Here is a 23,329-nt window from a genome sequence, read left to right on the forward strand (position 1 = left end):
AGCACGCTATACGGATCAGTATAATCGCACAAACAAGCGCCTAGAAATATAATCGTACACTGTATTTCGCATTCGGCGCATTGCATATACAGTATTTATGCAAAATATGAGTAAAGCATAATATAAACGTTAGTCAAGTATAAGCAAGATGTATGCCAAGGATATCATTATATGGACTTAAAGCAGCTCAATGCGTTTATCGCCATTGCCGATTTACAGAGCTTTAGTGCAGCGGCTAAGACTACAAGGTTATCTCAGCCGAGTCTTAGCCGACTGCTAAAGCAGCTGGAGACTAGTCTTGGTGTCGAGCTCATCAATCGCTATCATAGACCCTTACAGTTAACAGAAGCGGGTCTGTTCTTTTATGAAAAAGTGAGCGCGATACTCACAGAGCTTGAGACAGTGACAAACATGACTCAGCGGCTATCAGCGCCTGATACGGCACTCAATATTGGCTTTGTACCCTCCGTCCTCTATGGTCTACTGCCAGAGGTTATCGCCACTCTTAAGCAACACAGCGCAGGTCATGAGCATCCTAATAGCAGCTCTGCTACTGATATCGAAGTGAACTTAAAAGATATTAGCTCATATCAACAAGTTGAGGCGCTAAAATCTGGCGAGATTGATGTGGGCTTTAGCCGCTTTGCCCACCAAGATCCATGGATTCAGCAGATATTACTGCGTCATGAGCGCTATGTAGTTGCGCTACCCAAATCTCACCCACAAGCTAATATCTCTGATCATCGCTTGATTGATTTGGCTAATAATCGCTTGATTCTCTATCACCAAACCCATTTGCCCGCGCAAATACCTAATACTGATTCTGTTACTACGGCAATGACGCAAAACGCATCAGCACTGCAAAAAGATAAATCCATAATGGAGCCTGCCAGCGCTATAAAGTCAACTTCAGCATCTACAGTGACTGAGCCTTTACTGAATTTATTTGCCCGATATAGCATCACGCCCTTTGCCACCACTAAAGTCAGTGATTTACAAGTCGCCTTAGGGCTAGTCGCGGCAGGTGTTGGTATTACTCTAGTACCTGCCAGCTTGCAGACCATGCGTACGGATCAGATTAGCTATCAGCGTTTGATTCACGAGAATGTCACCTCTCCTATTTATTTGCATACGCTAAAAGACTTTAGTCATCCCAAAGTATCTGAGCTGCTAGAGGCTGTCTATAAAGTCTACGAAGCACGCGGTATTACTTATCGGCGTCAGCAGTTCATTTAGAGACAACTTATCTACAGTCAATGCTGATAGAGAAAATGATTCTAAAAGCTGGCATTAGTCACAAAAATTATTATTATCTTCAATGGCGCAAGCTGTGATAGAGTTAGCGCCATTTTTTGGTCTGTATTTAATTTTTAATTGGTAATAACTAATGGCCGGCTTACACAAATGAGTGTGAGTTTGCCACCTTTACATTGAGGTACTCATGACCACACAACGAATCAACACTACAGATAGCAGTAACCAAACTGCTAACGCTACGCAAGAAGGCTTTAGCTGGCGTATCTTTGGGCCTGGCATCTTAATGGCGACGGCCGCTATTGGTGGCTCACACCTGATTTCATCGACCCAAGCAGGTGCTATCTATGGCTGGCAGCTGGCTATTATGATTATTTTAGCCAATGTCTTTAAGTACCCGTTTTTTCGTTTTGGTACAGACTATGTCTACGATACTGGTGAGAGCCTGATCGCAGGTTATGCCAAACGCTCAAAAGCTTATCTTTGGATATACTTTCTGCTGTCTATTTTGTCAGCAGTCATCAGCACAGGCGCAGTATCTCTGATTGCTGCGGTGATATTGGGCTTTATGCTGCCCGCCTCTATAGGCTTATCCACTATTCCACTAGCATTGATAGTCACCGCAGTATGTTGGGTGTTCTTAATAGCAGGTCATTACAAATTGCTCGATGGATTGACCAAGTGGATTATGATCGCTCTCACCACAGCGACCTTAGCAGCAGTCATCATCGCTGCTGGCAAGCCGACGGTAGTCACCGCTGATTTTATAGCGACTTCTCCTTGGAATTTGGCAACTTTAGGCTTTATCGTCGCGCTTATGGGCTGGATGCCAGCACCGCTTGAGTTTGCCGCTATTACCTCAATGTGGACGTCAGCTAAGCGCAAAACGGACAATACCACTAAGCGCCAAGGCTTATTAGATTTTAATGTCGGCTATTCAATCTCTGCTATTTTGGCATTATTCTTCTTGGCATTAGGAGTATTCGTACAATACGGCTCTGGTCAAGAGATTCAGATTGCAGGCGGCGCATACATCGATCAGCTAATTAGTATGTATACCAATACCATTGGCGAATGGTCTAGACTGCTAGTCGCCTTTGTCGCCTTTATGTGTATGTTCGGTACTACGATTACTTGCGCTGATGGTTACGGTCGCGCTAATGCTGAGTGCTGGCGGTTGATCAAAGGGGATAGTGAAATTAATAAAAAGCAAGTCGCCTTTTGGACCACTTATGCGATCGGTGGCGGATTGATTATTATCAGCTTTTTTGCAGGACAGTTAGGCTCTATGCTGAAATTTGCCATGATATCCGCTTTTGTCTCCGCGCCTATCTTTGGTTGGCTTAATTACTCACTAGTACGCAAGCATCAGAAGCTATCCGTAGCTATGAATGCCCTCTCCATTGCAGGGTTGCTATTTTTGGGTGGCTTCGCTCTATTGTTCTTAGCCAATCTTGCTGGCGTATTTGCTTAAAGCTGCTATCGAAACACGCTTAGCGAAAACCTTCTCTATACGTCATACGTCAGGATAAGAACAAGCCTTCATAACTTTAATTATGAGGGCTTTTTTATACCTTATTATTATGTAAATGACACTAAAAGAGTTAACTAGCCAATTTCAGATACACCAATTTGTAACTAAATATGTCAAAAGTCATCCAAGATTCTAATTTAGTTTTATTAATATGAATAATAGACTCAGTAAATTAAGACAATATAGATAGCAGTATTCATAAATAAGATAGTTGTAGTTTTATTAATTAGTTATTTTAATTTATATTGATTAAAGCTTTTAAGTTTATCTTTAAAAGTTGGCCCATTACCTATACTCTAAAGCTATACAAGCGTCAGAGATAGAGCCAAAGATAGAAAGATAAATAGTGCTGATAAACGGTGACGCTTAGACCTTTTTTATTATTATCTTAAAATCATATAGGGATTATAGAATGACTTCATCTTCAGCAGGCGCACGCTTTCGTAGTGCAATGCAACAACAGAACGCTAATAACGCACCACTGCAAATCGTTGGTACAATCAATGCTTATACGGCAATGATGGCGACTCAAGCGGGTCATCAGGCTATCTATCTATCTGGTGCTGGTGTGGCAAATGCCTCTTTTGGCTTACCTGATTTGGGCATGACAAGCCTCGATAATGTATTAGAAGACGCGCGCCGTATTACTGATGCGGTGGATACGCCACTACTAGTCGATATCGATACAGGCTTTGGTGGTGCATTTAACATCGCCCAAACCGTGCGTAAAATGGAAAAAGCAGGCGTCGCAGCGGTACATATCGAAGACCAAGTCGCCCAAAAGCGCTGTGGTCACCGCCCTAATAAAGAAATCGTCAGCATTACTGAAATGGTTGATCGTCTAAAAGCGGCTATGGATGCCAAAACCGATCCAGATTTTGTCGTTATGGCGCGCACCGATGCCTTATCAGTCGAAGGCTTAGATGCTGCGGTTGAGCGCGCGGTTGCATTCCAAGAAGCTGGTGCGGATATGATCTTTGCTGAGGCCTTGACCGATATCGAGATGTATCGCAAGTTTACCGACGTATTGGATATTCCAGTACTGGCTAATATGACTGAGTTTGGTCAGACTGATCTTTATACTACTGAGCAGCTGCATAGCGTTGGTGTTGATATGGTGCTTTACCCGCTGTCAGCGTTTCGTGCGATGAATAAAGCCGCATTCAATGTTTATCAGCATATTTTGGCTGACGGTACTCAAGAAAACGTCGTCGATACTATGCAAACCCGTATGGAGCTGTATGACTTCTTGAACTATCATGAATTTGAGCAGACTTTGGACAAATTATTTGCTGATAAAAAGTAAAGCCTTACCCTTAAAACTGTAGTATTAAAACCGTAACACCCCAAAAGCCACCAAAAAGGAATGTATCATGGCAGCACAAAAGGAACTATCAGGCGCAGGATTGCGCGGTCAAGTCGCAGGTAAGACTGCTCTATCTACCGTCGGTAAATCAGGCTCAGGTCTGACCTATCGCGGATATGACGTCTCAGACTTGGCAGACAAATGCATCTTTGAAGAAGTCGCATATCTATTGCTCTATGGCAACTTGCCAACCCAAAGCGAGCTTGATGCTTATCAAACCAAGCTCAAAACGATGCGCGGTCTACCGCAAGCGCTCAAAGACGTACTTGAGCGTATTCCTGCTAGCGCCCATCCAATGGACGTATTGCGCACGGGTTGCTCTATGCTCGGTAACCTTGAGACTGAAATGGACTTCTCTGAGGAGAACGATCAGACCGATCGTATGCTAGCGGTTTTCCCATCGATCATTAATTACTGGTATCGCTTTAGCCATGACAATGTGCGTATCGAGACCGAGACTGATGATGACACTATCGGCGGGCATTTCCTGCATCTGCTTAAAGGCGAGAAGCCAAACGAGCTACATACCAAGGTCATGAACGTCTCACTTATCTTGTACGCTGAGCATGAGTTTAACGCTTCAACCTTTACCGCTCGCGTTTGTGCCTCTACCTTATCTGATATTCATTCATGCATCACAGGCGCAATTGGTTCATTACGTGGTCACTTGCATGGCGGCGCAAACGAAGCAGCTATGGATATGATTCAAGACTTCAAATCAGCTGATGAAGCTGAAGAAGAGATGATGGCAATGCTGGCGCGTAAAGATAAAATTATGGGCTTTGGTCATGCCATCTATAGCGAGTCTGATCCGCGTAACGTCATTATCAAGAAATGGGCTGAAAAACTAGCTGACGATGTTGGTGACACGGTGCTATACCCTGTATCGGTACGCTGTGAAGAAGTCATGTGGCGCGAGAAAAAACTGTTCTGTAATGCAGACTTCTTCCATGCCTCAACCTACAACTTTATGGGTATTCCAACCAAGCTATTCACACCTATCTTTGTCTGTTCACGCTTAACAGGTTGGGCCGCTCACGTGTTTGAGCAGCGTGCGAATAATCGTATCATTCGCCCAAGTGCGGAATATATCGGTGAAGAGCCAAGAGACGTGCCTGATATTAGTGCGCGTTAAGTTTTGAGTTGATTAAGTAAAGTTGAGTTGTAGGGTGTGCCGTGCGCACCAATTGTTAAATATCTTTTTCGATGGTGCGCTGGGCGCACCCTACAACTCCTCTCTTATTTTCATATAGTTTTTTTAGCAAAGTTTGATTTAATCGATAACAACTTTACTAAAAGAATTACCCTTTCTTATATAAACCCATTCCAATCAGCTAACTGCCAAAGGTGACTTATGGACAATGCTCTAGTACAACCGATGAATGACCAATTTAAAAAGCCCCTACCTGATACTGAGCTGTATTATTTTGACACTCGTGAAGCCGTTGAAAATATTCAAGCGGGCGCGTATGACAAGCTCCCGTTCTGCTCAAAAGTGCTGTGCGAAAACTTAGTACGCCGTTGCCCACCAGAGGATTTAACCGCGGCTCTTAAACAGCATATCGAAGGTAAGCAAGACTTGGATTTTCCCTGGTACCCTGCGCGCGTGGTATGTCATGATATCTTAGGTCAGACCGCCTTTGTCGATTTGGCTGGTCTACGTGATGCTATCGCTGAACAAGGTGGTGATCCGTCTAAAGTAAATCCTATAGTACCTACTCAGTTAATTGTTGATCACTCCTTAGCCGTCGAACATGCAGGCTTTGAAGAAAACGCCTTCGAGAAAAACCGCGCGATTGAAGAGCGCCGTAACGATGACCGTTTTCACTTTATCAACTGGTGCGAGTATGCCTTTGATAACGTTAACGTCGTACCGCCTGGTAACGGCATCATGCATCAAATCAACCTTGAAAAAATGTCACCCGTCGTGCAAGTGGTGCAAAATAAAGCGGGCGAGCAAGTGGCTTTTGCTGATACCTTAGTCGGCACCGACAGCCATACGCCTATGGTTGATGCGCTTGGCGTTATCTCTATCGGTGTTGGCGGCTTAGAGGCTGAAAGCGTTATGCTAGGCAATCCCTCTTACATGCGCCTGCCTGATTACGTTGGGGTGAAATTAACCGGTAAATTACAAAAAGGCATTACGGGTACGGATTTAGTCCTCGCGATGACTGAGTTCTTACGCGATGCTGGCGTGGTATCGACTTATATTGAATTCTTCGGTGAAGGCGCACGTAACCTAACTGTTGGTGACCGCGCTTCTATCTCTAATATGACCCCTGAATATGGCGCAACTGCTGCGATGTTCTATATTGATGAGCAAACTATTGACTATTTACGCCTGACAGGCCGTAGTGAAGATCAAATTAAATTAGTCGAGCAATATGCCAAGCAAGTTGGTCTATGGGCTGATGGCATGGAAAATGCCGAATACGCGCGCGTCTTAGAGTTTGATTTATCCGCAGTTGTGCGTAACTTAGCAGGCCCATCGCGTCCACATGCGAGGGTTTCAACGACGGATTTAGTCGCAAAAGGTATCGCCCACGCGCCTGAGAACAAATTACCCGAGCCAAAAGACGGTATGATGCCAGATGGCGCAGTTATTATTGCGGCTATCACTAGCTGTACTAACACTTCAAACCCACGCAATATGGTAGCTGCTGGCCTAGTAGCCCGTAATGCTAACGCCAAAGGTCTACTGCGTAAGCCTTGGGTCAAGTCATCACTCGCGCCTGGCTCTAAAACGGTTAAGATGTACTTAGAAGAAGCAGGACTAATGCCAGAGCTACAAGAGATTGGCTTTGATGTGGTTGGTTTTGCTTGCACCACTTGTAACGGTATGAGCGGCGCGCTCGACCCTGATATCGAAAAAGAAATCATTGATAATGACCTATTTACCACGGCGGTATTATCAGGTAACCGTAACTTTGATGGGCGTATTCATCCGTATGCCAAGCAAGCATTTTTAGCATCACCACCATTAGTTATCGCTTATGCTATCGCCGGTAATATTCGCTTTGATATTGAAAAGGATTCGCTCGGCCAAGACCAAGATGGCAATGACGTTTATCTAAAAGATATCTGGTTCGACGATGAAGAGGTCGATGCTATCGTTGCGGCAGCGGTGAAGCCTGAACAGTTCAATGCCGTCTATATCCCGATGTTCGATGAGGCCAAAAAGGATACGGGTAAAGCATTGAGTCCTCTTTATAACTGGCGCGAGCAAACCACTTATATCCGTCGTCCGCCCTATTGGGAAGGCGCGATGGCAGCGATGAATAAGCTCACAGGCATGCGTCCATTAGCGGTACTTGGTGACAACATCACTACCGATCATATGTCACCATCGAATGCTATCTTAGGCGAATCTGCTGCTGGCGAGTATCTTGATACGATGGGATTGCCTGCGGAAGACTACAACTCGTACGCTACCCATCGCGGCGATCACTTAACTGCTCAGCGTGCCACTTTTGCTAATCCAAAATTGCTTAATGAGATGGTACGTGACGCAGATGGAGAAGTTATCCAAGGCTCATTAGCTCGCGTTGAGCCCGAAGGTGAAGTCATGCGTATGTGGGAAGCGATTGAAACCTACATGAACCGCGATCAACCTCTTATCATTATTGCAGGTGATGGTTATGGTCAAGGCTCAAGCCGTGACTGGGCTGCCAAAGGGGTTCGTTTAGCGGGTGTTGAAGTGGTCGTTGCTGAGGACTTTGAACGTATCCATCGTCAAAACTTAGTCGGTATGGGCGCACTGCCCTTACAGTTCGAAAAAGGCGTTAATCGTAATACCTTAAATATCGATGGTACCGAAGTATTTGATGTGACAGGTAGCGTTTCTGCTGGCGGGTTCATGACCTTAGTTATTAACCGTACTGATGGTAGCAAAACGGAAGTTCCGATTATCTGCCGCCTAGACACTGCTGATGAAGTCAAAATGTATAACGCTGGTGGTATGCTACAGAGATTTGCTAAAGAGTTTATCGATGGGACGTTAGATATGGCTTAGTTTTTTAGCATTCTAAGCTGATAAATACAAAGGAGCCGATGTTGTATAGATTTATATGGCATCGGTTTTTTTATCCTATTATGGTAAAGATAGTAGGATTGAATATTAGTATTAACGCTATTACATTAATATGTTGGCGTAGGCTGGGTTTTTAACCCAGCTACGAATTCTGCAAAATCGCTATGCTGGGCTAAAAGCCGCAGCCTACAATAGATCGTACTTTATTGAAATCTTATATTAAGAAAAATATTATGAAAAGTATCAGTTTTGTAGAAGCCAATAATGATCTGAAAGCTATTTTAGACACCGTATGTGATAGTAATGACGTTATCACTGTTAAAAGCTTTAACACGGGTGATGCAGTAATTATGTCGCTTGCTCATTATAACAGCTTGATGGAAACGCTTTATTTGCTAAAGTCGCCTACTAACGCTGCTCATCTAGCTAAGTCGATTGCACAATATGAAAACGGTGAGATGGATTCTAAAAGTAAATAGCATTCACCCAAACTCATAAGGCTCAACTTTACCAGCATCAACTTCTGCCTGAGCAATTAATAACTGATGTACAAACTCGTAAGACAAATCAGGATTGTCTTGCATGATCCGCTTAATTTTTTCCGAACTTTCCTTGTGCTCTTTATTTACTGTCATAACCTTCTCTATTTTTAGATAATCTATATTCATTCATATTACCAATAAAACCATAGCTAAGTTATAAAAATACAAAAGGACTCTCACAATGACCCAATCAAAACCAAAATTCGCCCCACAAATCTCAGTCCCCGCCACCTACATGCGCGGCGGTACTTCAAAAGGCACATTCTTTAAACTATCTGATTTACCTGAGCGTTGCCAAGTGGCTGGCAAGTCGCGCGATAATTTATTATTAAAGGTGATTGGTAGCCCTGACCCTTATGGTAAGCAAATTGATGGCCTAGGTAATGGTAGCTCTAGCACTTCAAAAACGGTAATTTTGTCCAAGTCAGACAAAGCCGACCATGACGTTAATTATCTATTTGGACAAGTCAATATCGCTAAACCGATGATAGATTGGGCAGGAAATTGCGGTAACTTGACCGCTGCGGTTGGCGCTTGTGCCATTAATATGGGCTTAGTTGCTACCGATAAAATTGAAGCTAGCACGGACAGTGGCATTTGCAAAGTGCGTATTTGGCAACAGAATATCGGCAAAACCATTATCGCGTATGTTCCTGTTTACAAAGATGATAACGGCCGCGTACAAGTACAAGAGACGGGTGACTTTGAGTTAGATGGTGTGACCTTCCCTGCGGCTGAAGTCAAGATTGAGTTTATCGATCCTGTCGATTCATCAAGCGCTATGTTCCCGACCAACAATCTATTTGATGATTTTGATGTCTCAGGTTGTGGTCTTACGTCTGATAGTGTTAAAGCCACTTTTATTAGCGCAGGTATTCCTACTATCTTTATGAATGCTGCGGACTTGGGATTTACTGGTACTGAATTACAAGGTGATATTAATAGTAATCAGGAGCTACTTAGCAAACTTGAGAAAATACGCGCCCGTGGCGGAGTTGCAATGGGTCTGTTTAAAGATGAGTCTGAGGCGCAAGCTAGCCAACATATTCCTAAGATCGCCTGGGTGGCTCCAGCAGAGGGTTATACGGCTTCTAGTGGTAGCGAAGTTAAGGCAAATGATGTTGATTTAGTGGTACGCGCTATGAGTATGGGTCAATTGCATCATGCGATGATGGGTACGGCAGCGGTCGCTATTGCCGCAGCGGCAACCACCCAAGGTACGTTAGTTAACCAAGCGGCTGGCGGTGGCAGCCTTGATGAAGTTAGATTCGGTCATCCCTCTGGTATGCTACTCGTTGGCGGTGCAACCGAACAAGTCGATGGGCGCTGGCAAGCCAAAAAAGTGTCGATGAGTCGTTCAGCGCGACGTATTATGGTCGGTGAAGTGTTCGTACCAGCGGATGCATTTTAGATAACAATTCTTTTTGATATCATTAAGTAAATAAGTCTTCTATACGCCGTTTATCGTATAGAAGACTTTATTTATTATAGTACTGAGTATCGCTTATTTATTATGTTTTAGGCACGTACCAAAGCCATCACTTCTTATTAAAAACAGCCTTCATAAGCTTTGTTTTAGAGTCGATAACACCCTTCATAGGCTGCTCATTGTTATTATTAACTATTATTTAGTGTATGCTATGATGATACGCTAGCATGACTAAGGGCTTTTGCTATCGTTCTCACCATCTTTATACTAAAAAAAATCAAGACTCATAAAATAGACAAGAAGCAATTTGTCTAAATAATAATAGCCTATGAAAGAAGTATAAAACAAATGAAAGGAATCAAGTTTTCGCTATATTTAAATTAAGGGAAAACTAAAGCGAAAGGAAAAAATATGAAGCTATTATCATTTTTAATTTTTATTTTATTTTCAAGCCAATACGCTATGGCTCAATACACAGTAGAGGAAGAAGTAGCCGTTGAAAAATGTCAGAATTTAGAAACGACACTAGATAGAAAGAGGGATGATTTAAAAAACCTTGGCATTGAAATAGACAAAGAAGAAGATCATCTTAGAGATACCGTCAGGAGTATTAATAATACCGAAGCTGCACTAGAGTACCTCGTTGAAAGGTGCGAGGAAGATGGTAGAGGATGTCGTTCTACGAATAGGAAGATAGATGCGCTCAATGATGATGAGAGATACTATAGAAACAAGGTTAAACAAATAGATAGCATGATAACTGAGTACAACGACGAGATTGAATACTTACGAACTCTAGAAGAGGGTTATCAAGCCAGAATATGCCGCGTTTTTTTGATAACACACGAGAGGAGTTAAAAGTTCTTTCCAAGATAAAATTGTAGTACTTAATGAAATGATAGATAGATACAATAAAGAAAATAGATATTTTAATACTCATAAAAGAAGTTATCAAAAAAAATATAGACCTTAGAGATATAAATAAATTTTATCTATGACAACCACTCCCAACCTTAATAAATCTCCTTTCAAAAAGCCTCCCGTTCATAAAAAAGAGCGGCGGGCGCTGCTGTGGAATATTCTAAAGAAACTAGCCGTATTTGCCGCACCTTATAAAACACTGATTGTTTTAACCTTGATATTAACTGTGCTTGGCTCCTTTACTGCACAGGTTAACGCTTTTGTCTTGCGCTACACTGTCGATACCTTAACTGAAATTGCAACCTTAGCTGACCCTTGGCAGGCAGGTTTGCGCATGTTGGGTATTATTAGCGCTATTCTGTTAACCAAAGAAATCCTGTCGATATTTATCTCCTTCGGTCAGCGTTTTTATGGTGAAAAGATCCGTATTAATCTCTCACGCGATTTATCGCAGCGTATTATTGAGCGCATATTGACCTATCGGATGGCATTTTATACCAGCTCTGAGAATGATAGCGGCAAACTGCAAACCCGTATTGATTATGGCGTTATGAGTCTGACCAGCTTAGTGCAAAACTTTTTTATCGATATGCTGCCACTATTTGCCAGCGCTATTGTTTCACTGATTATTATGTTTTCCACCAACTTTTGGATCGGTTTAGTGGGTCTTATTATCATTCCGATTTATTTCTTTATTAGTCAAAAACAAGCTAAGCGCTTGCAAGGCTTTCGTCGGGAGATGCGCGGCTTTAGGGAAGCTAAGAGCGGCTTAGTTATCTCCTTGATTAACTCAATTAGCGTGGTCAAATCCTTTGTCCGTGAATCTATCGAAGCCGATAAGCACTATAAAATTCAGCGAGAAATGACCGATAATCAGCTGCGCATTCGTAGTATTGGCTTTATTTATGATGCGGTTAAGACCTTTATTGAGCAGATCGGTATCGTGGTTATTATTCTGCTGACTGCCTATTTTGTGTTAAAGGGCGAGATGACTATCGGCATGGTGTTATTTCATGTCTTGCTTTTCCAAAACGTCGCCGCCCCTATTCGTCAATTGCATCGTATTTATGACCAAATCAATAACGCCTTAACCTATGCCGAAGGGTTTTTTGAGATATTAGATGATGACGCGCAAGTTGAAAATATAGAGGGCATCAGTAGCGATTATCTAAAAGGTCATATCGAGCTGAAAAATGTAGATTTTACTTATCCTAATGGTACAAAAGCACTAGAAGACGTCAGTTTTACCATTAAGCCTAATCGTATTACCGCCTTAGTTGGTCTATCAGGTGCTGGTAAAAGCACCATTATCAGCTTATTAGTCAAATTCTATCAGCCAGATTCAGGTACGATATGTCTAGATGGTCATGACCTGCAAGACTGTGATACGCATGAATTACGCCAGCGCATCGGCTTAGTGTTACAAAGCAATCATATCTTCTCAGGCACTATTAGCGAAAATATCCGCTACGGTGATATCAATGCGACTGAGGAAGACATCGTTATCGCCGCCAAAAAAGCCTCTATTCACGAGCAGATTACTCAATTACCAAAAGGTTATGAGAGTACGGCAAAATCGCTGTCAGGTGGTCAGCAGCAGCGTATCGCGCTGGCAAGGATGTTCCTAAAGGATCCACCGATTGTATTCTTGGATGAGCCAACCGCCAGCCTTGACGCTATAGCCAGTCAACAAGTCAAAAAGAGCTTAGATCTGATTAAAAAAGATCGGACAGTAATCATGGTCTCGCACAATATCGCTCAGATCATTGATGCGGATGATTTAGTGGTTATTGAGCATGGCCGTGTGGTTGAGACAGGTACGCATGAAGCGCTATATGCTAGACGTGGTAAATACTATGAAATCTTTAGCGCGATGTCAGATAGCTTAAATTTAGATAAGATTAGTCAGACTATTAACGGTTAATACTTTTAAAAAAGTGAAAAAGTGCTGATATTCCTAAATATCGTTATAATGGTCCACTTTACCGTCATTGATCCCCCTATTCCATTGCTAGAAGTGTCTGAATTATGAGCACCCAATTTTCTATAAAAACCTTTGATGAGCTGACCTCAATCGACATCTATCACATCTTAAAAGCGCGCTCGCAAGTATTCGTCGTTGAGCAAAACTGCGCGTATCAAGATATGGATGAGGTCGATTTTGATTGTCTGCATCTAGTCGCTCATAGTAACGAAGCGCTGGTCGGCTACTGTCGCATTCTCCCGCCCGATATCAATACCATGCGCTCCAATCTGTCTGTAGCCGATGGCTCAGTCAGTGGCCCTATAATGCCAGCGATTGGTCGCGTGCTAGTATTACAGCAGTACAGAGGACAAGGGCTGGCACGTCAAATCATGATGCAAGCTATCGCCTATTGTCATAAAAAGTACGGTAAGAAAAATCCTATTATCATCTCCGCCCAGACTTATCTCATAAACTTTTATCAATCCTTAGGTTTCGTTCCTGAAGGTGAATACTACCAGATGGATGGTATCGAACACGTTAAGATGATCTTGGGTATCGCCAAAAAAGTCAAAGTCAAAAAAGAGCCATCAGGATCATCAGGCGTAGCTACTACATTAAATATCTTATTATTGATATTAGGTATAGCCTTTATTGCAGGGTTAATCTACTTGATGACTTGAAATTTGTGATTGCACTTCATTTGTTAATCTAAGAATCTATTCATTAGACCGATACTTAAGACCCGTACTTAAAAAGATAATCATTATAAAACCTGCCTAAAGCCATAAGCGTTTTACACTACTCTACTGATGTTTGACTTTGATTATGCTACTTTTAATTATGTTATTGTTAATAAGGTAGTTTTAACCATTTTACGCTTAAGGATGAGGAGATTACGATGTCAAATACCCAAAGCGTGACCGTAGAGAGCAATGTACGTCCAGAGTACGATGTTGAGATTCAAAAGATTGCCGATTATGTGCTCAATTATTCTATCGATGATGCAGATAACAGTGCTGATGCTTGGAATACGGCTCGTTATTGCCTGATGGATACTATTGGCTGTGGCCTATTGGCGCTGCGTTTCCCTGAATGCACCAAGCATTTAGGCCCTAACTGCGTCGATCAAATCACCCCAAATGGTGCGCGGGTACCAGGTACTTCTTATAGGCTGGATCCCGTAAAGGCTGCCTTTGATATCGGCTGTATCGTGCGCTGGCTGGATTATAATGATACTTGGCTGGCAGCAGAATGGGGTCATCCCTCAGACAATCTCGGTGGTATCTTGGCAGTAGCAGATTTTATTAGTCAAAGTAATATTAGCAAAGGCCATTCGCCACTAATCATGCGCGATGTGCTAGAGGCCATGATTATGGCGCATGAGATTCAAGGCGTCTTGGCACTAGAGAACTCCTTTAACCGCGTAGGCTTGGATCATGTGTTTTTGGTAAAACTCGCCTCAACCGCTGTGGTTGCCAAATTATATAAGTTATCGCGCGAACGTATCATGGCAGCGATATCACAAGCACTCGTTGATGGTCAGGCACTGCGTACTTACCGCCATGCGCCTAATGCCGGTAGTCGCAAGTCTTGGGCAGCAGGGGACGCTACCAGTCGCGCAGTACGCTTAGTCGATATCACCTGCCGTGGTGAGATGGGGATACCTGGCGCACTGACAGCGGCGCAATGGGGGTTTTATGATGTGCTATACAGCCATACCAATAAGGATCTAGCGCTCAAGCCCGAATCAGAACGACAATTTACTTTTCAGCGCGAGTTTGGCAGCTATGTGATGGAAAATATCTTATTTAAGCTTAGCTTCCCAGCGGAGTTCCATGCGCAGACCGCTTGTGAGGCGGCTGTTATTCTATATCCTCACGTAGATGATCGACTCGGTGAGATTGACAAAATAATTCTAACCACCCATGAGTCGGCTATCCGTATTATCTCCAAAGAGGGAGAGCTTAATAATCCTGCTGATCGGGATCACTGCTTACAGTACATGGTCGCCGTCGCGCTACTAACGGGCGATTTAATGGCAGAGAATTACGAGGATGATTATCATGAGCAGCATCATCTACTGATAGATTCACTGCGGCGCATGATGGTAGTAATTGAGGATGAGCAGTACTCAAAAGACTATCATGATCCTGATAAACGCTCAATCGCCAATGCGATTCAAGTATTCTTTAAGGATGGTACTAGTACAGACAAAGTCGCTATCGAATATCCCATTGGTCACAAACGCCGCCGTGCTGAGGGCATCCCTGTATTACAGGCAAAGTTCCAATCCAGTCTAGCCACTCGCTTTGTCGAAGGACGTTGTGAAGAGATTATCGCTTTGTGTGATGATCAAACGCTGCTTGAGCAAACACCTGTTAATGAGTTTATGGATATGTTTGTGACCAACTGATTGGCTTGGTGATAAGAAATAGAAACAATAGTAGCCATAGGGTTATGCTCCATAGCACCAATTGTTCTAGCTACTGATGCGCATGGCGCACCCTACAAAAGCTATAAAACCGGTCTACAGAAAAAGGTTCTGCTATTAATAGCAGAACCTTTTTACTTTTAATTAATGAGCGTTATAACTTACTTATGAAAAAACGCACCTACTACCAAGGTATAGATTCCCCTGCCCAATCGACAAAGCTGCCTGTCTGATCGGCGCTCATACCAGACAGCACTTCTAATAAGCACTCAGCGCTGTAGGCTGGCGAGAATAGATGACCATCTGCGACATTAGACTGAAAAGGCGCGGATAGCTGGGTATTAACGGTACCAGGTTGCATGACCACGATACAGACCTCTTTTAAGGAGCGACCCCATTCTATGCTAAGATTTTTCATACCCATATTGAGCGCCGCTTTGCTCATACGATAGCTGTACCAACCGCCAATTTGATTATCACTAATACTGCCTACTCGTGCTGAGATAGTGGCAAATATCGCAGGATGCGCGTTACTTCGCTCGGATTTGGCTAATAATGGCTTGACATGCTTAGCGGTAAGCAGCCCTGCTAAAGCATTGACTTGCATATTTTGCATAAAAAAGTCAGTCTCGACTTGACGCAGTGCCTTTTCAGGTTGCGACTGTTCGGTATGTAATAGTCCCACACAATTGACGACCCAATCGATATGATCGCTGTGCTTTTTAATCTCGTCTATGGCTTGCTTGATACTCTCTTCACTACTGACATCCATAGGTAACCAATGCAGATTATCTGCTTCGATGTCTGGTACATTTCGATAGTAAGTTGCAAACACTTTGTTGTCTTTATTAGTGATAATCTGCTCGACCATAGCGCGTCCGATACCGCCGATACCACCGATAATGAGGTAGGTTTTTTTAGTTAGCTTTGAAGTTGTCATAATCACTCCTTATCTAGACTTTTTATTAATAGTGACCTTAACCATAGCAAATCTTTATCAATAATGATGTTATTGATAAGTTTTTAAATCTCTTTTTAATCAAATGGTAGTGCATAAAAAAGCCGCCTCTAATAGCGACTTTTATTATTTATTATTCTTGGTTTTTATAAAACCTAGTGAGCTGACTCTTTTGGCGCGATTGGCACTTCGTTATTATCCACATCAAATAGCTTACCTTCGGTAAAGTAATCGCCTTCGGTTAATTCGATGATAACTGTAGGGCGTACAGAGCGCGGCTCAGTACCCGCTGCAAACACCGACTGATTCTCAGAATTACCTACTTTTAGATGGTTAAACAATAAGTTTAGAGCGATTGCCATAATAGCAGTCGAGCTGATACCTGAATGGAAAATAGTAGCGAACCAGTCTGGAAATTGATCATAAAATGCAGGCGCGGCAATCGGTAACATACCAAAGCCGATTGAAGTCGCTACGATGATCAAGTTCATGTTATTGGTATAGCTGACTTGCGCAAGGGTACGAATACCACTAGCAGCCACAGTACCGAATAGTACAATACCTGCGCCGCCAAGGACTGCTGTCGGAACAGTAGCGATAACACGGCCCATAAGCGGCATCAAGCCTAGTACGACTAAGATAACACCAGCCGCAGCAACGACAAAACGACTCTTAACGTTGGTGACGGCAACTAGACCGACGTTTTGCGCAAAAGCACTTTGAGTGAATGAGCCAAAAAATGGCGCGACGATACTAGAGATCATATCGGCACGTAGACCATCACCTAAGCGTTTTGAGTCAATATCGGTCTCAATAATATCACCTACTGCTAAGATATCCGCTGAGGTTTCAACCAAAATGACTAATACTACAATGAACATGGAGATAATAGCGGCCAGCTCAAAAGTTGGCGCCCCGAAGTGCATCGGTGTTGGGAAGGCAAATATTGGTCCTGTCATGACGTTTGAGAAGTCAACCAAACCGACCGCCCACGCCCCTAAAGTGCCGATAACCATAGCGAGTAGGATGGATAAGCGACTAATAGCCGCGTTGCCAAGCTTACTCATAAGCAGCACTAAAGCTAAAGTGAATGCTGCCAGTCCAATATTAGTCATACTACCAAAATCAGGCGCTTTACTATTACCACCCATCGCCCAACGTGCGGCAACTGGCATCAAGGTCAGGCCAATAGTAGTAATAACCGCACCTGTGACCAATGGCGGGAAAAACTTAATAATTTTGGAAAACACAGGCGTAATGATAAGCCCCAGTATGGAGGCGGCAATGACCGCACCAAACACGGATGGTAACCCTCCTCCTGCCGTGACAATAGCAACAATAGTGGCGACACTAGCGAAAGACACGCCTTGGACTAATGGCAGCTGACAGCCAAAATATGGCACACCAAGGGTCTGCAGAAGCGTTGCCAAACCACCGATAAATAGTGAGGCGGCAATGAGCAAGCCAATCTCGGCGGATCCTAAACCTGCCGCTTGTCCGACGATAAGAGGCACAGCGATGATGCCACCGTACATCGTCAGTACGTGTTGAAAGCCATAAGCGACGTTGGCAACCATACCTAGATTTTCATCTTCTGGGCGCTCAAACGTGGGTTGAGAAGTAGGTTTCATATCCATAAGTTAACATGCTCCCTGCGTGTTTGGTGTTTAGTATGTCCTAACTGACACACTATATAAGAGGATAAAAAGTAAGAGGATAAAAAGCGTAAATAATAATAATTGATCCGTATTACAGTGCTAGATAAGTCTTTATAATGAGCAATAGTCAATAACACTCGCCAAAGCACAATGAATTTCATACTCTAAAACGGCTCATTAGCCACTATTAAAGTAAAAAAAGAGCAGTAGCTGCTTCAATTCAGTATGAGGATTAGCTTGTGTTTTGAGGTAGAGAGTCTTAGAGGTTCTTTAGATGTCTATATTTTAGGTAACTATAAAGTCGTTATTAGTTAAATACTTTGAGCAATAATATTATTAACGATATTAAGTGTTTGTTTTTAATGATTATTTTTATATATCTACTATAATGCTAACTCAGTTTTTACTAAAATTTGACTGCATATATCTTAGTGCGGTTTTAGCATAACGTTTATTTCAGCTAATCGCTAGTACTTTTTGACCATTTGGTCAGGTTTTTATAATTATAATTGATAATTACCCACTGATGTTTGTTCAATCTGTTAAATTCTAATTATTTATTATAAGTTAAAATGTATTATTATCTATTACCCCCTAAAAACGACTATTTGGATATCCTTGCCCTATGTTGTCACCTCAAGACCAGCTGACTGAATTGGTACGTACCCTCGAGAGCGAGCAGCATGTTTTTGCTACAGACCCTCTATTAGTCACTGAAAAACTGCACTTAGAAGCAGGCACATCACTGCAAAAATTACATCGGCGTGCCGCTCGTATAGATAATAATGGCGCGTTGGCTAAAGTACTAGGCAAGATAGAGGCTAGACTAAAAGGCATTATGGGTATCATGAGCGTGATTTGGTGCGTGTCTGGATTTGTGGGTTTGTTTACTTTACTGCAAGCTAATGTGGTGAATTTCTTTTATGTATTGGTGTGTCTGCTAGGCTTTCACACTATTATGCTAGTTGGCTGGCTGGTACTCACTTTGATCAATCAGTCTAAACACTCTACTAATTGGTTTGCCAGTTTTGTCAGTCCCAGTTATTTAATTCGCGGTAAAGACGATGTGACTCAAGCGGCAGTTAAGCTTTATGAGCAGCAATTACAACATAGCGGTATGCGCTGGTATTTGGGTCGATTTAGCCACCAGCTGTGGCTGGCGACGTTAACAGGGATGTTATTAGCCATTATCTTTTTATTAATAGTGCGACAGTATAGTTTTAGTTGGGAGTCCACCTTACTCTCAGATCAGGCGCTAATTACTTTGACGCATGTGCTCGGCTGGTTGCCAAGTATGGTCGGCTTCGACGTTCCTAATGATGCCGCTATTATCCAAAGCCGCCTAGTCACTGATGCTTTGCCCTTATCTATTGCTAGACAATGGGCAGGCTTGCTGATCGGTAGTCTACTGGTGTATGGCATCGTCCCAAGAGCGCTGGCGTGGATATTTTGTGCGCTTATGTTCAACCGCAAAAAAATGCGTTTGGATATCAAGCTGCCCTATTATCAAAAGATTATTAACTTTTGGCAGCGTCAAGTGATCGATGCTGATGATTTTATCGAAGTTGACGCGCCTATTGCACCCAAAGCGATCGTGAGCTCTGCCAACAAGCTAGTTGCCTTACTGGAGTATCCTACTGACATTACTAACTGGTGGCAGGCAGGTTTGATGGATAATAGTGAGTCTGTAGAGGACTTCGGTATTATTGATGATCGCGACGATATGGCGCGTCTGACGACTTACTTAGCGGCGCATCCTGTACAGGTATTGTTGGGCATTCATCAAAAGGCGTTACCTGATCGCGGCACATTACGTAAGATTGATCAGATTGCCGCTCAAGCGCAGGCAGGTCTGATTATTCAGTTATTAGAGGATAAAGATCATATCGCTACTGATTTATCCAATAGCAAATCAGTACGCTATCAGCAGTGGCAAACGGCTTTAGCTGAACGTCAGATAGGTTTGGTCGATACTGCTCGTTGAGCTATATCACAGTACTTAATAACAGTACTTATTTATAATTTACTTACGATAAACTGATCTTAAACGCGCTCATTCACTATAAGAAACCATTATGACTAACGATAATAATAAGCCTGCGACCACTCAACATAAGGGGCTATTTGCTGATAAAGCCTTAAAAGATGACCCTGCGGACTCAAAGAGCGCAAGTTTGATAGAGAAAAATTTTGAGCATGCTGATATTGACGTGCCTAATTATTCTACTGATCTAACCAAAGATTCTTCACTTAGTTTGCAAAACAGCACTCACAATAAAGCTGCAAATAAAAAGACCATCGCTAGTGGCGAGCCATTAAAGCTAGCAGTGGTCGGTCATACCAATACAGGCAAGACCTCAGTATTACGCACCTTACTGCGTGATGTGTATTTTGGCGAAGTCAAAAACGAAGCGGCGACGACTCGTCATGTGGAACGAGCGCAATTAACGGATAGTCAAACTGGAGAGGCGCTGGTTACTCTCTATGATACGCCAGGACTTGAGGACGCCTCAGGGCTGATGGATTGGCTTGAGGATAATACTGCCAGTCGCCGTGATGGTATTGAGCGCTTGCAGCAGTTTTTGGCAGCAGATATTGCAACGGGTGCTACTAGTGGGCTGCAAGGTATAGACGATTATAGCCAAGAAGCCAAGGTGATCCGTCAGCTGCTGGCAAGTGATATGGCGATATACGTGGTTGATGCTCGTGAGCCTGTACTCGGTAAATATAAAGATGAGCTGGCTATTTTGTCATGGGCAGCGATACCTGTGATGCCCGTCTTCAACTTCACCGACTCTCAAGATGCCAATATCGATGACTGGCAGACGATGCTGGCAAGACGCAATCTGCATATCTCTACCCGCTTTGATTCAGTCGCCTTTGAGTTTGAAGATGAGATGCACTTGTGGCAAAATCTTGCGACCATGCTGACCCATTCTGAGATGCTTGAGCAGCTGATGCAGAGTCGGACTACGGACTGGATGCAGCTCTATGATGAGGCGCATATTATTATCGCTGATTTTTTATTGAACGTCGCCGCCATGAAACGTGAGATTAATGAAGACGACGATCCAATGCCAACGCTCACCCAAATGCAAGAAGCAGTTCGTCAAAGCGAGCGCGCTATGCAGCACCAGTTATTAAATTCCTATAAGTTTTATGATAATGCGGTCGCGGCGACCCCACTTGAATTGCAAGCCTATCAGCAAGATCCTTTCGATCCTGAACTGCTTAAAAGCTATGGTATTCGTACCACCTCTGGCGCGGCCGCTGGTGCATTGCTAGGGTTAGGGATTGATGCGGCAGCTTTGGGTACCACTCTAGGACTTGGTGCTGCTTTGGGTGCTATCGGTGGCGGATTATTATCCAATACTAGTAGTATTGCTGACAAAATCAGCGGCGTAAAGCGTCTATATATAGATCCGCCTACTCTGACCTTGCTCGCAACACGAGCGCTTGATCTATTGACGGCCTTACGCCATCGGGGTCATGCCGCAACGGATGCCACCCAACTGCTTTATAATAATTCTAATAGCGGAGCCGATAACGTTGCTCGCGATAATTTTACTGATGAAGAGCTGGCAGATGCCAATAACGAAGACAACTTAATGACACCATGGCAAACGCACAAATTACCTAGCGAGCTCAAAAAAGCCCGTAGCAAGTCGCAATGGTCATCATTAAATAGTGGTAAAGCTGAGCTGGCGCAAAGTTTACGTACGGATGCGACTTGGTCGCTGGCAAGTAAGCTGCAACGTGACTAGTTTTAGTAAATTCATATTCAAGTTTGACGTTATTTTAATAACTCACTCAATGCCTCAGTTCCACGTATATCAGTTTGCTGTAAGTAGATGGGATATAGCGGATACTTTTTAAAAGCTTTCTCGATATCGGACATTATTTGCTGTTGTCTATTAGCACGATTTTGCCAAAACTCATCCGTTTGGGCTGGCTTTATTAATTGATTGACTACGATAGCGGCAGGCGTAAGTTTTGCGACTTCCAATTGCTCAGTGGCACGTTTGGTCTCTGCCAAGGGTAATACATCAGCGGTCATTACCAATACGATAGCGGTTTGGGTGCGATCATGTAATAGCATTCCCGCTTGACGGAATAATGCCTTGCGCCGCTCTAATACTGCTACCGCTTGCTCCCAGCGATCAGGCTTATGTTTCTCAAAAGGGTTAGCGACATCTTTGGTTTTTTTATTAGCCTTATCTGTACCTTCTAAATGCGTTGCTACTGAGCGCAATTTCGCTTGACGACGCTGCTGAGTCAGTAATCCATCTGTCCAAGCACCCATCATCTCTGGCAATACTAACAATCGTAGCGTATGTCCTGTCGGTGCAGTATCAAATACAATATGCTCATAACCATCAGCAGTAGCGGTAACTAAATGCTGACACATGGACTCTAGCATTGCCGCCTCCGCGGCTCCCGGCGCTGATTTGGACAGGCGCAAATGCTCACGAATCTTTGGCATCATGTCAGGATTGGCATAGGCCATAATCGTGCGCTCAACTTGAGCGAAATGCGCATCTACGATCACATCGGGATTCAGCTCGATAGCATCAAGATAAGGGGTAATTCTAGTTTTCTCATTATTTAACTTTACGTCTAACACATCGCCTAAACTATGCGCAGGATCGGTCGATATAATAAGGGTTTTTTTATTATTACTAGCGAATTGGCTGGCAAGCGCTGCGGCAGTAGTGGTTTTACCTACTCCGCCTTTACCACCAACGAATATAATAGGCTGCGCTGATAATCGAGTAATCAAAGTATCCAAAGACTGTAAAGCCATATTCTTATCTCAATTTTTATAATTATCTTTATTTGTTAAACTAGCAGCACCCAACATGATCAAACGGACATCTGTCCATTCCCATACGGGTATGCCATTCATGAAAATTTTCCAAAAACAAAGGCTGCAACTCTAAAGTATAGAAGCTGGCAGGATTATCAATTCCTAGGCTCTCGGCGAACATCATTAGCATAAAAAAATCTTCTTCATCACGAGCAGCACGCGCCATCGTTTGTCGATATGGCGCATGATAAAACTCATTTAATCCTTCGCTAAAGCGTTGCCACCAAGTAGTGTTGGTTTTGCTTGCAGCTGTATTTATAGATTCTTCTATTAAATTATCTTCATTATTTTTCATAAGCTTTGTTAACCTACCTATTTTTCTTAGCTTATACTATGTTAATAAGCTTATTGTATAGCGTAACACTATATCAAC

At 43.1% G+C, this 23,329-nt stretch carries 18 protein-coding genes; 13 read left to right on the forward strand and 5 right to left on the reverse strand.

Annotated elements, in window-relative coordinates; genetic code table 11:
• Positions 1 to 171: 171 nt before the first annotated feature.
• The 6 genes from ACR63T_RS06890 (at position 172) to ACR63T_RS06915 (ending at position 8,663) form a co-directional block, all read left to right on the forward strand.
• Positions 172 to 1,236 (forward strand): LysR family transcriptional regulator, encoded by a 1,065-nt coding sequence (locus ACR63T_RS06890; RefSeq protein ID WP_472783484.1) that lies wholly within the window; start codon positions 172 to 174, stop codon positions 1,234 to 1,236.
• Positions 1,237 to 1,441: 205 nt separating this feature from the next.
• Positions 1,442 to 2,728, forward strand: a complete 1,287-nt coding sequence (locus tag ACR63T_RS06895) for an NRAMP family divalent metal transporter (protein ID WP_371747861.1) — start codon at positions 1,442 to 1,444, stop codon at positions 2,726 to 2,728.
• Positions 2,729 to 3,200: 472 nt separating this feature from the next.
• Positions 3,201 to 4,094: a methylisocitrate lyase gene (prpB, locus tag ACR63T_RS06900; RefSeq protein ID WP_305898168.1), complete on the forward strand. Its 894-nt coding sequence runs from the start codon at positions 3,201 to 3,203 to the stop codon at positions 4,092 to 4,094.
• Positions 4,095 to 4,161: 67 nt separating this feature from the next.
• Complete coding sequence (gene prpC, locus ACR63T_RS06905) at positions 4,162 to 5,289, forward strand: bifunctional 2-methylcitrate synthase/citrate synthase (RefSeq protein ID WP_472783485.1); 1,128 nt, start codon at positions 4,162 to 4,164, stop codon at positions 5,287 to 5,289.
• A 243-nt stretch (positions 5,290 to 5,532) separates the two neighbouring features.
• A complete protein-coding gene (acnD, locus tag ACR63T_RS06910; RefSeq protein WP_472785251.1) occupies positions 5,533 to 8,166 on the forward strand; it encodes a Fe/S-dependent 2-methylisocitrate dehydratase AcnD in 2,634 nt (877 codons plus the stop codon).
• Between the two features lie 251 nt (positions 8,167 to 8,417).
• Positions 8,418 to 8,663 (forward strand): type II toxin-antitoxin system Phd/YefM family antitoxin, encoded by a 246-nt coding sequence (locus tag ACR63T_RS06915; RefSeq protein WP_472783486.1) that lies wholly within the window; start codon positions 8,418 to 8,420, stop codon positions 8,661 to 8,663.
• 3 nt (positions 8,664 to 8,666) lie between these two features.
• Here the strand turns inward: ACR63T_RS06915 and ACR63T_RS06920 are convergent, their stop codons facing one another.
• Positions 8,667 to 8,852 carry a hypothetical protein gene (locus ACR63T_RS06920; RefSeq protein ID WP_305900348.1) on the reverse strand — a complete coding sequence of 62 codons (186 nt, stop codon included), beginning with the start codon at positions 8,850 to 8,852 and terminating at the stop codon, positions 8,667 to 8,669.
• A gap of 55 nt (positions 8,853 to 8,907) precedes the next feature.
• On the opposite strand from ACR63T_RS06920, the gene prpF reads away from it, so the two are divergent.
• The 5 genes from prpF (at position 8,908) to ACR63T_RS06945 (ending at position 15,455) form a co-directional block, all read left to right on the forward strand.
• On the forward strand, positions 8,908 to 10,137 hold the full coding sequence (prpF, locus tag ACR63T_RS06925; protein ID WP_472783487.1) for a 2-methylaconitate cis-trans isomerase PrpF: 1,230 nt from the start codon (positions 8,908 to 8,910) through the stop codon (positions 10,135 to 10,137).
• Positions 10,138 to 10,566: 429 nt separating this feature from the next.
• Entirely contained in the window at positions 10,567 to 11,013 is a 447-nt protein-coding gene (locus ACR63T_RS06930) for a hypothetical protein (protein WP_472783488.1), read from the forward strand.
• 136 nt (positions 11,014 to 11,149) lie between these two features.
• A complete protein-coding gene (locus ACR63T_RS06935; protein ID WP_472783489.1) occupies positions 11,150 to 13,000 on the forward strand; it encodes an ABC transporter ATP-binding protein in 1,851 nt (616 codons plus the stop codon).
• A 104-nt stretch (positions 13,001 to 13,104) separates the two neighbouring features.
• Positions 13,105 to 13,722, forward strand: a complete 618-nt coding sequence (locus tag ACR63T_RS06940; protein WP_472783490.1) for a GNAT family N-acetyltransferase — start codon at positions 13,105 to 13,107, stop codon at positions 13,720 to 13,722.
• Positions 13,723 to 13,940: 218 nt separating this feature from the next.
• Complete coding sequence (locus ACR63T_RS06945; protein WP_305898174.1) at positions 13,941 to 15,455, forward strand: bifunctional 2-methylcitrate dehydratase/aconitate hydratase; 1,515 nt, start codon at positions 13,941 to 13,943, stop codon at positions 15,453 to 15,455.
• Positions 15,456 to 15,657: 202 nt separating this feature from the next.
• Here ACR63T_RS06945 and ACR63T_RS06950 read toward each other — a convergent pair whose 3' ends face one another.
• Together ACR63T_RS06950 and ACR63T_RS06955 are read right to left on the reverse strand one after the other, a co-directional pair.
• Positions 15,658 to 16,413, reverse strand: a complete 756-nt coding sequence (locus ACR63T_RS06950) for an SDR family oxidoreductase (RefSeq protein WP_472783491.1) — start codon at positions 16,411 to 16,413, stop codon at positions 15,658 to 15,660.
• A gap of 173 nt (positions 16,414 to 16,586) precedes the next feature.
• Positions 16,587 to 18,068, reverse strand: a complete 1,482-nt coding sequence (locus ACR63T_RS06955) for a nucleobase:cation symporter-2 family protein (RefSeq protein WP_472783492.1) — start codon at positions 18,066 to 18,068, stop codon at positions 16,587 to 16,589.
• Between the two features lie 646 nt (positions 18,069 to 18,714).
• Here ACR63T_RS06955 and ACR63T_RS06960 point away from each other — a divergent pair.
• A complete protein-coding gene (locus tag ACR63T_RS06960) occupies positions 18,715 to 20,073 on the forward strand; it encodes a DUF2868 domain-containing protein (RefSeq protein ID WP_472783493.1) in 1,359 nt (452 codons plus the stop codon).
• A gap of 91 nt (positions 20,074 to 20,164) precedes the next feature.
• Complete coding sequence (locus ACR63T_RS06965; RefSeq protein ID WP_472783494.1) at positions 20,165 to 21,853, forward strand: GTPase/DUF3482 domain-containing protein; 1,689 nt, start codon at positions 20,165 to 20,167, stop codon at positions 21,851 to 21,853.
• Between the two features lie 29 nt (positions 21,854 to 21,882).
• On the opposite strand, the gene ACR63T_RS06970 is transcribed toward ACR63T_RS06965, so the two are convergent.
• Both ACR63T_RS06970 and ACR63T_RS06975 read right to left on the reverse strand, forming a co-directional pair.
• Complete coding sequence (locus ACR63T_RS06970) at positions 21,883 to 22,893, reverse strand: ArsA family ATPase (RefSeq protein ID WP_472783495.1); 1,011 nt, start codon at positions 22,891 to 22,893, stop codon at positions 21,883 to 21,885.
• Positions 22,894 to 22,933: 40 nt separating this feature from the next.
• Positions 22,934 to 23,251 (reverse strand): cory-CC-star protein, encoded by a 318-nt coding sequence (locus ACR63T_RS06975; RefSeq protein WP_305898179.1) that lies wholly within the window; start codon positions 23,249 to 23,251, stop codon positions 22,934 to 22,936.
• Between the last annotated feature and the right edge of the window lie 78 nt (positions 23,252 to 23,329).

The sequence above is a fragment of the Psychrobacter sp. M17(2026) genome, from assembly GCF_055699815.1.